Origin of the sequence: Niastella populi (assembly GCF_002078015.1) — a bacterium.
GTDB classification, from domain to species: domain Bacteria; phylum Bacteroidota; class Bacteroidia; order Chitinophagales; family Chitinophagaceae; genus Niastella; species Niastella populi.
In genome coordinates this window covers 1-12,102 of sequence record NZ_LWBP01000156.1, presented here as the reverse complement: position 1 = coordinate 12,102, position 12,102 = coordinate 1, and the positions used below count along the sequence as shown (strand labels likewise).

The 12,102-nt window shown below is 45.5% G+C and carries 11 protein-coding genes; 6 read left to right on the top strand and 5 right to left on the bottom strand.

Annotation, left to right across the window (positions count from 1 at the left end):
* Positions 1-302 precede the first annotated feature (302 nt).
* On the top strand, positions 303-1,718 hold the full coding sequence (locus tag A4R26_RS13760; protein ID WP_081164336.1) for an MBL fold metallo-hydrolase: 1,416 nt from the start codon (positions 303-305) through the stop codon (positions 1,716-1,718).
* A 130-nt stretch (positions 1,719-1,848) separates the two neighbouring features.
* On the opposite strand, the gene A4R26_RS13755 is transcribed toward A4R26_RS13760, so the two are convergent.
* Positions 1,849-3,117: an aspartate kinase gene (locus A4R26_RS13755; RefSeq protein WP_081164335.1), complete on the bottom strand. Its 1,269-nt coding sequence runs from the start codon at positions 3,115-3,117 to the stop codon at positions 1,849-1,851.
* 296 nt (positions 3,118-3,413) lie between these two features.
* Between A4R26_RS13755 and fbp the strand changes: the two genes are divergently transcribed.
* From fbp to A4R26_RS13725, 5 genes are all read left to right on the top strand, one after another.
* Positions 3,414-4,433 (top strand): class 1 fructose-bisphosphatase, encoded by a 1,020-nt coding sequence (fbp, locus tag A4R26_RS13745; RefSeq protein ID WP_081164333.1) that lies wholly within the window; start codon positions 3,414-3,416, stop codon positions 4,431-4,433.
* Positions 4,434-4,612: 179 nt separating this feature from the next.
* On the top strand, positions 4,613-5,191 hold the full coding sequence (locus A4R26_RS13740; RefSeq protein ID WP_165760262.1) for a CAP domain-containing protein: 579 nt from the start codon (positions 4,613-4,615) through the stop codon (positions 5,189-5,191).
* Between the two features lie 191 nt (positions 5,192-5,382).
* The gene (locus A4R26_RS13735; protein ID WP_081164331.1) at positions 5,383-6,144 is read left to right on the top strand and encodes an ABC transporter ATP-binding protein; all 762 of its coding nucleotides are present in this window, start codon (positions 5,383-5,385) and stop codon (positions 6,142-6,144) included.
* Positions 6,145-6,265: 121 nt separating this feature from the next.
* Complete coding sequence (locus tag A4R26_RS13730) at positions 6,266-6,790, top strand: YfiT family bacillithiol transferase (RefSeq protein ID WP_081164330.1); 525 nt, start codon at positions 6,266-6,268, stop codon at positions 6,788-6,790.
* A gap of 112 nt (positions 6,791-6,902) precedes the next feature.
* Positions 6,903-7,460, top strand: coding sequence for an NUDIX hydrolase (locus A4R26_RS13725; protein WP_081164329.1), 558 nt, complete (start codon positions 6,903-6,905; stop codon positions 7,458-7,460).
* Between the two features lie 112 nt (positions 7,461-7,572).
* On the opposite strand, the gene A4R26_RS13720 is transcribed toward A4R26_RS13725, so the two are convergent.
* The 4 genes from A4R26_RS13720 to A4R26_RS13705 form a co-directional block, all read right to left on the bottom strand.
* Positions 7,573-8,862 (bottom strand): bifunctional folylpolyglutamate synthase/dihydrofolate synthase, encoded by a 1,290-nt coding sequence (locus A4R26_RS13720; protein WP_081164328.1) that lies wholly within the window; start codon positions 8,860-8,862, stop codon positions 7,573-7,575.
* A gap of 112 nt (positions 8,863-8,974) precedes the next feature.
* Complete coding sequence (locus A4R26_RS13715) at positions 8,975-9,853, bottom strand: hypothetical protein (protein WP_081164327.1); 879 nt, start codon at positions 9,851-9,853, stop codon at positions 8,975-8,977.
* A gap of 145 nt (positions 9,854-9,998) precedes the next feature.
* On the bottom strand, positions 9,999-10,757 hold the full coding sequence (locus A4R26_RS13710) for a sulfite exporter TauE/SafE family protein (RefSeq protein ID WP_081164326.1): 759 nt from the start codon (positions 10,755-10,757) through the stop codon (positions 9,999-10,001).
* Between the two features lie 137 nt (positions 10,758-10,894).
* Complete coding sequence (locus tag A4R26_RS13705; protein ID WP_081164325.1) at positions 10,895-11,422, bottom strand: DinB family protein; 528 nt, start codon at positions 11,420-11,422, stop codon at positions 10,895-10,897.
* Between the last annotated feature and the right edge of the window lie 680 nt (positions 11,423-12,102).

The following is a 12,102-nucleotide window of genomic DNA, read 5'->3' as shown; positions in this document are numbered from 1 at the left end:
TGGTGTATATAATTTTTCCGGAATGCAAGATACGGAATCGTGAATCGTGAAACGGCAAACGTGAAACCCCGACTTCACCGGGGCAGGCAGTGAAAGGGCTCGTGATATTCGAGCCGATTGCCGTTTGCCGCTGTACTCCGTGCTGAGGTTTGCCGATTGCCGTTTCACGGCTGCCCATATTCAATAATTCCCCAATACTTCCACAAAATATTACCGTCACTTAAATATGAATTCACAGGCATCTTCACTTGTGTTACACTGTTATAAACCTTAACTTTAGCTACGTTAAACGGTTTTGGCAAATGGAATTTCAAATCTTATCCCATGCCGGTTTATTGGTAAAAAATAAGCCCGGCAAATCGCTTATTTGCGATCCCTGGCTCGTTGGAAGCAGCTACTGGCGCTCGTGGTGGAATTACCCCCCTGTAAGCAAAGACCTCATCAATTCGCTTCAACCCGATCTCATCTATCTCACCCATATTCACTGGGACCACTTTCATGGCGATTCATTAAAGCGGTTCCCGTGTAACATTCCCATTATTGTTCCGAAGGGAAATTATACACGCATGAAAGACGACCTGTATTACCTCGGGTACAAAAACATCATCGAATTAAAACATGGCGAACGGTTTCAGCTCGACGCCGGTTTCAGCATTACATCGTACCAGTTCTGGATGTTCCTCGACAGCGCGCTGCTGATAGAATGTGATGGCGTAAAACTGCTGAACCTGAACGATTCCAAACATATGGGGCTTACACTTCGGCAGATCACCCGCAAACACCGGCCCATCGATTTTGTATTCAGAAGCCATAGCTCGGCCAATGAACGGCTTTCCTATGAAATAGTTGATGAACCCGAAACGCCCGTTGACGACCTCGACCGTTACATAAAAGAATTTGCGCAAACCGCACAGGCAACCGGCGCCCGGTACGCCATTCCTTTCGCCAGCAACCATTGCCATTTGCATAAAGACTCTTTTCATTTCAACCGGTATATTCAACATCCGCTGCTGGTGGAAGCGTATTTTAAAAAACATGGCATACAAACACCCCAGGTGAAAGTAATGTTGTCGGGTGATCGCTGGTCAACTGAAACCGGCTTCCACATCAGCGACAAAGACTGGTTCACCAACCGCGAAACCTTACTGGCAGAATACTTACAGCAACAAAGCGAAAGCCTGCAAAAGTTTTATAAGCTGGAAGACGAGGCGGTGATCGAAAAACAGGTAGTGACGGAGTATTTTGGGCAATTCTCAGCCAGTTTGCCGTTTTTTATCAGGCGTTATTTCAAACCCGTTCAATTTACATATGTACTTTCTGCAGGCGGCGCTACAAAATATATTTTCAACATCAACGTGTACAAGGGCAGGGTAGAAGAGCTGCCGCCGCACACCGTGCTCGATCATGTCACTTATCCTATACAAATTCATACTACCGCATTTATTTTTTTACGCGGCATTGAATTCAGGATCTTCTCGCATATGTGTATTGGCAAACGTGTATTTTATAAGGTAACGTCAAAGCGAAAAAAATACATGGAAGCCCTGAACCTGGTGTTCAACGCCTATGAATACGACCTGCTGCCCATACATAAACTGTTTACCTGGCGTTCGGTTGAAAGCTGGACAATGCGCTGGCGGGAGGTTGTCCTTTATATACTGTTAGTTAAAGACAAGCTTATTTACGGGAAACTGGATTTTGAGAAATATTTGAGATAGTTGTTCAGTTGTTCAGTTATTCAGTTGGTCAGTTATTCAGTTGGTCAGTTGTCGATTTACGAACTGAATAACTCAATAACTTATGAACTACCGGAATATAAGCTAAGAACCACAAAGGGGGAACAAAAGACTAAATACCCTTTAATACTACCTGCACCGTCTCCGGCGTCTGCTGCATCAGTTCAATCGTTTTGCCGGTGATCATCTTTTGTAACATCACATCATTATAATGCCTGATGGTAAGCAGGGTGAGCCCTTTTTCAACCTGAACTTCAAAGATGCCGGCGGCAGCGAGGGCCAGTTTTTCAATTTTTTCGGTTTGGTTATCGAGACAAATCTGAATGGTTACCGCTCCGGTCTGCATGAGGTTGGGTTTTATTTTACTATCGGCCAGCAACTGGTACAGGTCGGCCACCGGTTTTTCGCCAACAAACGAAAAATCTTTCGAGTGCAGTTGTATCAGCACCTGGTTCTGTTTCAATACCACTATCGGCGGCAGTCCTTTCAGGCTTTTTTTATGAATGACGGTGCCGGGCAGGTCTTTATTCAGAAAACATTTTACATACAGGGGAATGCCTTTGTTCTGCAGCGGTTTTATCGTTTTCGGGTGAATCACCTGCGCGCCATAATAGGCCATTTCAATTACCTCATCGTAATTCAGTTCGCTTAACAACTGTGCATCGGGGAACAATTTGGGGTCGGCATTCATCACACCTTCCACATCTTTCCAGATATATTGTCCTTCGGCGTTCAGCAAATTCGCAAATACGGCGGCAGTATAATCGCTGCCTTCACGGCCAAGGGTAGTGCTTTCGTTCTCATCGGTAGAACCGATAAAACCCTGGGTTACGATCACCTTATGTTCTTTCAGCAACGGCAACACTACATTCTCTACTTTTTCACCTGAATAATGCCAGTCGATATTGGCATCGCGGAAATTATCGTCGGTCCTGATGATATCGCGAACGTCGACCCAGTGATTGGCGAAGCCGGCCTCGTTCAGGTAAGCGCTTACAATAACGGTTGATAATAATTCACCGATGCATACTACCTGGTCGTAATAATAATCGAAACCCTGTACCGGTTTGTCATGCAGCAGCCACTCTACTTCGGTAAAAAAATTGGTGAGCTGTTCAAGCGTTTCGTTGAAATTTTTAACCAGCAGGTACTTGGCCGTGGTAAGATGGCTTTGTTTGATGGCTTCGAACAATTGCAGCGCCGCCTCTTTTTTATTATCATAGAACGCTTCCACAACTTTTTCCAGCGCGTTGGTGGTTTTACCCATGGCCGAGATCACAATAAGCAATTCCTCACCCTGGTATGATTTTAATATATGTGCAACCTGCCGGATACTTTCTGTACTGCTTACACTGGCGCCGCCGAATTTGAAGACTTTCATTGCTGAGTTGATAAGTTTACAAGATGAAAAGTTGATAAGGGAGAGCAAAAGTAGTGAAAGAAGTCAGAAGTCGGAGGTGAGAGGTATGTTAGAAGTAGAAGTTGGGGCCAGATGTAGGACATATACGTGGCTGGCCATGTTGGATTTAGAGATTTTGGGATTTGGAGATTTTTCGATTTTGCGGAAGGCCTGGATTAAGGAAAATCCCGAAATCAACAAATCTCAAATCAAAAATTGCTTCTGTTTTCCCTACCTTCGCCAACTAACAACTGTTAACCAAAACAATGGATTGATCTATGACCACTATCAACAGAAATGTTTTAACCCTTGACGAGTTTACCATTCAGCAGTTAAGAGATTTCCCCCATGCCACCGGAGAGCTTAGCGGTTTGTTACGCGATATCGGCCTTGCAGCCAAACGGGTGAACGTGGAAGTGAACAAGGCCGGACTGGTAGATATCCTCGGCGATGCAGGTTCCATCAATGTACAGGGTGAAGATGTAAAAAAGCTGGATATTTTTGCCAATAACCAGTTCACCGGTGTGTTGCAGCACGGTATCAGTTGCGCCGGTATTGCCAGTGAAGAGCTCGATGAATATGTTGCATTCGACGATGCGGTGAGCAAGAATTCGAAATACGTTTGTTTATACGATCCGTTAGATGGTAGTGGTAATATAGATGTGAATGTGTCGATCGGAACTATTTTCAGCGTATACCGCCGGGTGAGTGAAAAAGGCACCGTTGCCACAGAAAAGGATTTCTTACAGGCAGGCAGGTACCAGGTAGCTGCAGGTTATATCGTTTACGGCAGCTCTACGATGCTGGTGTATGCTACCCGCCGCGGGGTGAACGGTTTTACGCTCGATCCTTCCATTGGCGAATTTTGTTTAAGTCATCCCAATATAAAATGCCCCGAGTTCGGAAAGATCTACTCCGTAAACCATGGCAATTTCTTCCAGTACGAACAGGGTGTTCAGAAATACATCAATATTTGCCAGAAAAAGAACAAGGATACCGGCGGCCCGTATACGCAACGTTATATCGGCAGCATGGTAGCCGATGTGCACCGTAACCTGATCAAAGGCGGCATCTTCATGTATCCCGGCACGATCGAAAAACCCAAAGGCAAACTGCGTTTGTTGTATGAGTGCAATCCGTTCGCATTTATTGCGGAAGTGGCAGGCGGCCGCGCTACGAATGGAAAAGAAAGAATTCTCGATGTGGTGCCAACAGAACTGCATCAACGCAGTCCGCTCTTCATCGGCAGCAGGGGCATGATGGATGAACTGGAAGAATGCTTAAGGCTGAAGGCTTAACGCTTAACGCCAGCCCCTCAATATTCAGCCTCATAACGAAAAGGCGGAAGGCTGAAAAGGAAAAATGCGGCCGTCTATTCTTACAGCCGGAAAGTTCGCGAACTGGCGTTAAGCCTTCAGCCTTTAGCGTTCAGCGTATTTCTGGTATAGTATTAGCTTTGCTGCATCAAAGTCATTTCATGAAACGGGATATGTGTCGATTTATAAGCATTTATACAATTTTCATTAGCATATTTTTAACAAACACCGGTTGTGAGTCTACCAAATCGTCGGGTTCCGGCACAAGCGGCAGAACTACCGGCAAAGAGAGCAGCACCAAAACAACTTCAGAAAAAAAGGTGGTCGTAACGCCTTCTACGCCCGTTGTTGAGGCAAACCTGGCGCCTGGACTCGAACGCCAGGTCCTCGACCTGGTAAACGATTACCGCAAAACAAAGAAACTGGCGCCATTACAAAACAACGCCGCCATCGAATACCAGGCGCGCCGTCACAGTATGGATATGGGTACCCACCGCATTCCATTTGGCCACCAGGGCTTATCCTTCCGCATAAAATATATTCAGGAGAAAGTGCCCGGCGCCACAATCGTTGGCGAAAATGTGGCATTTGGTAACCTGTCGGCTAAGGCGGTTGTCAGCGGCTGGATAAAAAGCACCGAACACCGGAAGAACATGGAAGGCAATTTCAAATACACCGGTATCGGTGTTACCCGTAATATGCAGAACCAGCTTTATTTTACCCAGATCTTTGCCAGGTGAGCGATATTTTCGATTTGAGATTTCAGCATTTGACAATTTATCAGAAGGCTAAAACTTTTTGAAATCTCAAATCTCTACATCTAAAATCTGAAATTGCTTTCCAGCCCCAACCAGCCTGCCAGCTATTCCATTTCCGGGCACCCGTTTTCAAACTTTCACGCTATCTTGTGGCATAAATACAGGAAAGGCCAATGAGCAAGGTGATCATTTCAGTAAAGGACCTGAAAAAAAATTACGGACAGTTCGAAGCGGTAAAAGGCATCAGCTTTGATGTTATTGAAGGCGAGATCTTTGGTTTGCTGGGTCCCAATGGCGCCGGTAAATCTACAACGCTCGAGATCATAGAAACGCTGCGCGAAAAAACCTCCGGCCAGGTGTTCGTGGGCGGCTTCAACCTCGATACAGAACAAAATTCCATAAAACAACTTATCGGCGTACAATTACAAACCTCGGGTTTCTATCCCGGGTTGAACCTGGTAGAACTGATCGACCTGTTCGCCGGTTTGTACAATCGTACGATCAACCCGCGCGATCTGCTGAAAATGGTGAACCTCGAAGACAAAGCCAAAAGCAAGTTCAAGGACCTCAGCGGCGGACAAAAACAACGCTTTTCAATAGCGACCACGCTTATCAACGATCCAAAGATCATTTTCCTCGATGAACCCACTACCGGCCTCGATCCACAGGCGCGCCGCAATTTGTGGGACCTCATTAAAAGTATCAGGGCCAAAGGCACTACCGTTATCATCACCACTCACTACATGGATGAAGCCGAGGTGTTGTGCGATCGCATTGCCATCATCGACTCGGGAAAGATCATTGCACTGGCAACGCCCGATAAACTGATCGACGACCTGGTAGCCACCGGTTTTGAACGCCCCAAAGAAGTAAAAAAAGCCAACCTCGAAGATGTGTTCATTCATATGACGGGACACGCCCTCCGGGAAGAATAAATACCAATCAGCTAATTTGCTGATGTGCTAATTAGCTAATGCTTTATATTCGGATTCCCGACAGCTTGCCCTTTGAACTGTATTTCATTATCACATTATCGAATTATCAAATCAGCACATTATGGATCTACGTTATCCCATCGGCAAATACGAACCGCAACCATTTTCCGACAAACAAAAACGCGAATGGCTGCAGGATATTCAGTTCTTACCGGGTTTACTCGAAATGGCCATTGAAAACCTGGATGAAAAACAACTGAACACACCCTACCGCGATGGCGGCTGGACGGTGAAACAGGTAGTGCATCATGTGGCCGACAGCCATATGAACGCTTACGTCCGTTTCAAACTGGGTTTAACGGAAGACAAACCGACCATAAAACCATACGAGGAAGCGTTATGGGCCAACCTGAATGATGTAAATGCAGTGCCCATCAATATTTCCATTACGTTGTTATACGCTTTACATACCCGCTGGCATTCGGCTATCTTAAATTTGCCTGCAGACGTTTGGAACAACCGCTCGGTTTTCCACCCGGAAAGCAAAAAAGAAATGTCGTTGTATTACCTGCTGGGTTCGTACAGCTGGCACGGCCGGCACCATGTGGCGCACATTACTTCGTTAAGAGAAAGAAATGGCTGGTAAATTCAATGTGATAATGCGATAATGTGATGATGTGATAATGGAATACAGATTGCCCCGATGAAGCCGGGATTTGCCGTTTCACGATTCACGATAGACGATAAAAAACAGAACAATGAGAGATCTAAAATGGAAGACCATCAAATCGGAGTATTTATTCAAGGACCTTTGGTTTACCGTGCGGAACGATACCTGCGAAAGACCCGATGGAAAACTGGTTACCCCGTATTATGTGTATGAGTTCCCAACCTGGGTATCGGCGGTGGCGTTGACAGAAGATGGAAAGATCATCCTGGAACGGCAATACCGTCATGGAATAGGGGACACGAACTACGAGATCCCCGGCGGTTGTGTTGATGATACCGATAAGAATTATGAAGAAGCGATCGCCCGCGAACTGCTGGAAGAAACAGGTTACGAGTTCACGCACTATGAATACCTGGGTAAAACCTGCGCCAATCCTTCTACCAATAATAACTGGATGCATTTTTACCTGGCAACAGGCGGCAAAAAAGTAAAAGAGCAGGAATTCGACGATAATGAAGATATCGACATTCACCTGGCTTCGATGGAAGAAGTAAAACAATTACTTCGCGATAACCAGATCATACAATCTATGCACGTTACCGCGTTGTTTTATGCACTACGTAAATTAGGTGAAATACAATTTTAAGTTATTCAGTTATTCAGTTATTCAGTTGGCTCGCGATTAATAGCAAACTCTAGAACTCTAGAACTCATGAACTCAGGAACTCATGAACTAAATAACTGAATAACTGAACAACTTACAAACTAACCTCCCCAACCACAAACACACTACCACAAACAACGATCAGATCGCGCTTATCGGCCTTACTCATCGCCTGCTTCAAGGCGGTATTCACATCACTATAAGTATGGCCATTTAACCCAATGGCCTGCGCCCGGGCGGCCAGTTCCGTTTCAGGCAATGCACGCGGTATTTGCGCACGGGTGAAGTAATAAGTGGCTTCTTTGGGCAACAGCGCCAATACCTTTTCAATCTCTTTATCTTTAACCAGTCCGATCACGATATGCAAATGCTGGTGATCGCTTAGTTCAATTTGTGCGGTGATCTGTTTTATGCCATCCTCGTTATGCCCTACGTCGAGCACCACTACCGGGTTGGCATGAATAACCTCCCAGCGGCCATGTAACCCAGTGAGTTTTTTTACCTGCTTCAATGCCTGGTGCACATGCGCATCGGTTATTTTATACCCGGCTTTTTGTAAATGATGCACCACTTCCAGCACGGTAATGCAATTCTTGATCTGATAATAACCGGGCAGGTCGAGCTGATACGTGGTGCGTTCACCGGAACCGGCAGGCGATACCTGCATCAATAACTGATGGTGCTCGTATTTCCATTCAGCTACATATCGTTGTTGATCGGCAAAGAACAGGGGCGCCTGTTTTTCGACGGCCACCTTTTCAAAAACCTCCCTGGTTTCAGCGGCTGTTTCTCCAATTACAACCGGTACCTGCTGTTTAATAATGCCTGCTTTTTCAAAAGCGATGGCAGGGAGCGTATCGCCCAGCAGGTTCATATGATCCCAGCCGATATTGGTGATCACCGACACTTCGGGTGTAATAACGTTGGTTGAATCAAGCCGTCCACCGAGACCGGTTTCTATTACGGCAATCTCTACCTGTTCGCGCACAAAATAGTCGAATGCCATAGCCACGGTGATCTCGAAAAAAGAAGGCTCTATTTCATCTATGGCAGGTTGAATGCGTTCTACAAAATCAACGACATACTGTTTGTCGATCATTTCGCCGTTTACGCGGAAACGCTCCCTGAAATCGCGCAGGTGGGGGGAAGTATATAAACCGGTTTTATAACCGGCCGTTTGCAATACCGCCGCCAGCATATGACTGGTAGAGCCCTTGCCATTGGTTCCGGCAATGTGAATGGTTTTTATTTTATTGTGCGGGTCATCGAGGTACGCACACAACCTGATGGTATTACTGAGGTCCTTTTTATAGGCAGCTGCGCCGATACGGCTGAACATCGGCAGCCTGGTAAACAGATAGTTTGTCGCTTGCTCGTAGGTCATCGGTATAATTAGGGCGACAAAGCTAAAAGAAAACCATGAAAAAAGGTGTGCCGCACTTTCAAAGTATGGCACACCTTTCAATATAAATGGACTAGTAAGTTTTGGGCTTTACTTAGTTAGTGACCTTGAAATTCATTTCGAATGTAACGATCTGCGTTTCCGCCGCGTTTTCATCGACATTCAGCTTAAGTTCCCGGGCTTTTCTCTTCGCTATTTCTACCAGCTTCGCACCGCCGGTAGTTCCTCTCGGAACAATTTCAACCCCAAGTACATTACCATTGGGCCCGAACTTAACAGCTACCACTACCTTGCCATTTTCATTAAAATCATCTCTGAAACCGGGCCAATTGGTTACTTTTCTGCTACCCAGGCCCGACCTGATGCCTATTCCGGAATTTCCACGGCCGCCACCGGTATAGTTTTTAGAGTCAGGATTACCGCCGGGTTGTCCCTGGTCGCCACGGCCGCCTGCAATACCTTCACTGCCGCCTTTTTTATAGGTAGATGCTTCATTACCGCCGGTACCGCTTCCATTAACGCCTTTGAACACCGCTTTTGCGCGCGGCGCCGGGGGCGCAGGGTTTTCCACCGGAACCGGGTTCCTCACCGGTTTGCTTTTCACCACTTCTTTTTCGGGAACTTTGGTAGCCTCGGGTTTTGCCACCGGTGGCTTTTTAATTACCGGGGCCTCTTCATCTGTATCGTCGGTTTCGATATCTTTTACATCTTCCTTTGCAGGTTCTGCTTTGGGCGGAACATAGGCTGTTTGCTCGCTGGCAGGGGCAGGTGAGCCGGGTTCAAATGGCTGATCATTGCCCATACCGATATCACTGTTACCGAGGTTCACTTCAATACCTTCATCCATAGGCGGCTCTGGTAACGGCGGCATGCCCCATTTTACAAAAAAGAATATTACCAGCATTAACCCACACACCAGTGCGGTATAGCTGCCTGCCTGCACATTTTTCTTTGATTCTGATTCCTGCGTCATGATCAGTAAAATTGATTACTAAAGATAAGATTATTAGTTGAAAGGGTTAACAGGTTAACAAGTTAACTGGTTTACAAGTTGACGAGTAACAGGTTTAAAGATCATAACTAAATACGATCTGAATAAATTTTAACAGTTCTTTTATCTAACGCACCCACACATCGTAGGCAAACCTGATAATGGTAGCGCATACAACGATGAGAAAGAAGATCCTGATAAAAGTGTTGCCGCGTAGGATGGCGAGCCGGGCGCCTGCCCATCCGCCCAATGCGTTACATAGGGCCATAGGAAGCGCAATGGAATAAATGATCTTACCCGTGAGTGTAAAAAATGTTATAGAACCGAGGTTGGTGGCCAGGTTCACGAACTTGGCATAGGCGCTTGCTTTCAGGAAATCGAAACCCATTAGTCCGATAAACGATAAGATCAGAAAGCTGCCCGCACCCGGACCGATAAACCCATCATAAAATCCAATGATCAAACTAATTAACAAGGAGTAGGTCACCTGCTGGCGGAAGCTGTGCGCTTTTTCTATATGATCGCCAAACCGTTTATTGGTGTACGTGTAGATGGCTACAATGACAAGCATGAACAGCAACAGCGGTTTCATGAAGCTGTTGTTTACATGGGTAAGCAGGGTAGAACCGGCAAAGGCTGCGCAGAACGCAACAGCGGTCATTAACCCTATAAGTAACCAGTTCACCGGTACACGGCGGAGGTATTGTACAGTAGCTATACTGGTGCCGCTGAATGAGGGAATTTTTAACGTTCCCAATACGGTGGCCAGCTGATACTGAGGCAACAGCACCAATGCGGCCGGGGTTTGAATTAAACCGCCGCCACCGGCAATGGCATCAGTGAAGCCGGCAAGAAAGGCGAATACACACAAAAGAAACAAAGTCATCAAATTGTATTATCCTGAAAAAAATTATTGTTTGTTTATGAGTTATTCAGTTGTTCAGTTATTCAGTTGTTCAGTTCGGAGTAATTCCAATCAAAGGAGCCAAAACTCAATACCTAAAAAACCAATGAACTGCATAACTAGCGCCTGCCCCCCAGCACTCCCATAAACTGTTTCCATGGGCCTACGGCTTCATCGTATTGTTTGGCCATCACCCGGCTTATTTGATGAATATGTGTCATATCGTGTACTACCCACGCTGCCAGTAAATGCCGTAAAGTTACCTCGCCCAGCACGGGATGAATACCTGTATTGTTTAACAAATCGGGAGAAATTTCTACAGCTTTCAATTGTGCAAGGTTTTCTTTTCGCAATACTTTAAACTCATCGAGCAACTGCGGAAGTGTTTTTCCCCGGCCTTCTTTTATATGGCCTTCCATATCGAACGGGGTGAACTCCTTGCTGCCTTCGCCGAGGATGATCTGGGTTCGCGGGATCCAGTCCGTTTTTTCACCATGTACCAAATGCGCTACAATTTCGAAGGGAGTCCACGAATCGCCGCCTTCATTGCTGTAGATCCATTCATCGTCGAGACCGTATAATAATGACTCGATCACCAATGGTGTTCTTTCCAACACCGGTATTGCTTTTTCAAGTTCAAATTGCATACAGTAATATTTTATACAAAAGTAAGTTTATGGTTTATTGTTTATAGTTTTTAGTTCCTTCAAACTGAATTTGCTTTAAACTTTCAGCTGTATTCCTGTATTCGCTTTCAGCTTTAAGCTGTATTCCGTATTCGCTTGCAGCTTTCAGCTTGCAGCTTGCAGCTGTATTCCTGTATTCGCTTTCAGCTTTAAGCTTTAAGCTTTCAGCTGTATTCCGTATTCCTGTATTCGCTTTCAGCTTTAAGCTTTAAGCTTTCAGCTGTATTCGTATTCCCTAACATTCGTTCGTTCGGTTATCCGTTGCTGATCATAAAAAATACATGTCCCAAAAACATTTATAATCATTTTACAGCCCTGGACATCATAATGCTTTTTTAATAGAAACCGCTGCCATGGCGGCTTTTAACATTTTATACACGGTTTTAGCATCCTAAAAATGCGGTTGAGTTGATTTTCACCACCCCAAAAGCCGCAGTATGTTTGCATCATCAAAACGCAACACACCTTAAAACATACAATTATGAAAACTGATTCGAGGAATTTTGGAAAATTGGCTATCGTAGCGCTGGCTTTTACCCTGGCATTTTCTACTCCAACAATGGCCAATGATGGTGGGAAAGATGATCACAAAACAGAATTGAAATTCATCGGCAACCTGGAAAACCAACCGGTGTTCGAAC

Coding starts and splice junctions, on each gene's coding strand:
- A4R26_RS13760 (WP_081164336.1), top strand. CDS start 303: ATGGAATTTCAAATCTTATCCCATGCCGGTTTATTGGTAAAAAATAAG.
- A4R26_RS13755 (WP_081164335.1), bottom strand. CDS start 3,117: ATGAAAGTCTTCAAATTCGGCGGCGCCAGTGTAAGCAGTACAGAAAGT.
- fbp (WP_081164333.1), top strand. CDS start 3,414: ATGACCACTATCAACAGAAATGTTTTAACCCTTGACGAGTTTACCATT.
- A4R26_RS13740 (WP_165760262.1), top strand. CDS start 4,613: ATGAAACGGGATATGTGTCGATTTATAAGCATTTATACAATTTTCATT.
- A4R26_RS13735 (WP_081164331.1), top strand. CDS start 5,383: ATGAGCAAGGTGATCATTTCAGTAAAGGACCTGAAAAAAAATTACGGA.
- A4R26_RS13730 (WP_081164330.1), top strand. CDS start 6,266: ATGGATCTACGTTATCCCATCGGCAAATACGAACCGCAACCATTTTCC.
- A4R26_RS13725 (WP_081164329.1), top strand. CDS start 6,903: ATGAGAGATCTAAAATGGAAGACCATCAAATCGGAGTATTTATTCAAG.
- A4R26_RS13720 (WP_081164328.1), bottom strand. CDS start 8,862: ATGACCTACGAGCAAGCGACAAACTATCTGTTTACCAGGCTGCCGATG.
- A4R26_RS13715 (WP_081164327.1), bottom strand. CDS start 9,853: ATGACGCAGGAATCAGAATCAAAGAAAAATGTGCAGGCAGGCAGCTAT.
- A4R26_RS13710 (WP_081164326.1), bottom strand. CDS start 10,757: ATGACTTTGTTTCTTTTGTGTGTATTCGCCTTTCTTGCCGGCTTCACT.
- A4R26_RS13705 (WP_081164325.1), bottom strand. CDS start 11,422: ATGCAATTTGAACTTGAAAAAGCAATACCGGTGTTGGAAAGAACACCA.